This is a genomic window from Kaistella sp. CFF1-2, assembly GCF_059509915.1.
Window position 1 is genome coordinate 1 of record NZ_JCAKLF010000025.1, and the last position, 982, is coordinate 982.

A 982-nucleotide genomic window follows, 5' to 3' on the forward strand; every position below is an offset into this window, starting at 1 on the left:
TGATGAAGGTATGACAGGAGCAATTAATGATTTTGGAATTATAGAATTGCCAAATAACAAAAAAATGTATATCGCTGTTTTTGTACATGATACTTATGAGCCATTTAAAGATTCTGAAAAAATAATTGCTGAAATTTCTAAAGCAGCTTATGATTATTACACAACGAAAAAATAAAAAACTTCTGCTAACATTGTATTGGCAAAATGCGGGGTTAAATATAATGTAGAAAAAGTGGAAAAATTTATCCGCCGCTGCTTTTCATATTGTTTTTTTCATAATTTAGACAATCTGAAAAAGCATCGGCTTCGCTTGGTCTGCACTTGAACTTTTGTTCAAATTAAGCCCGCACTTCGCCAATACTTTTTCGTTATGCGACATTCTATGAGAACAATCGTCACAATATTTAAAGCAATTTTGATAGTAGTTATTTCTATAATTTTTGCAAGTATTTTTGGAGCAATTCACAATCAAATTTCTTATTCTGTTTCCCCCGAATTTTTTCAAAATTTTCTTTTCGGAAATTTTGGAATTAATGAATGGAATATAAATAATTATAGAATTGAAGCTTCTATTGTTGGAATTTTAGGGTCATATTGGGTTGGATTAATTTTAGGAATAATTTATTTAATCATCTTTTTATTCATTAACACACAAAATAATTTTAGATATATTTTCAACGCATTATTAATTAATTTACTATTTAGTTTAATTGGAAGTGTTTTAGGATATTTAGTTGCATACTTTTTTATTTCAATAGAAAATTCCGCAGCTTGGATGGATTTTGGAACAAACAATCCTAAAAATTATATTGAAGTAGCTTACATGCATGAAGGAAGTTATTATGGAGGAATTGTTGGGTTATTGTTTGGAATAATCTATCTGGTTTTACAAAATAACAAATACAAAAATCTTAAAAAGAACGTCGCATAACATTGTATTGGCAAAATGCGGGGTTAAATGTATAATAGTAAGATTTGAAAA

General features: G+C 27.9%; 2 protein-coding genes. Both read left to right on the forward strand.

The window, feature by feature from the left end; genetic code table 11:
* The first annotated feature begins 10 nt into the window (after nucleotides 1-10).
* Complete coding sequence (locus AC5XHR_RS13740) at nucleotides 11-175, forward strand: serine hydrolase (protein ID WP_495951349.1); 165 nt, start codon at nucleotides 11-13, stop codon at nucleotides 173-175.
* Nucleotides 176-415: 240 nt separating this feature from the next.
* On the forward strand, nucleotides 416-931 hold the full coding sequence (locus tag AC5XHR_RS13745; RefSeq protein WP_495951348.1) for a hypothetical protein: 516 nt from the start codon (nucleotides 416-418) through the stop codon (nucleotides 929-931).
* Nucleotides 932-982 lie beyond the last annotated feature (51 nt).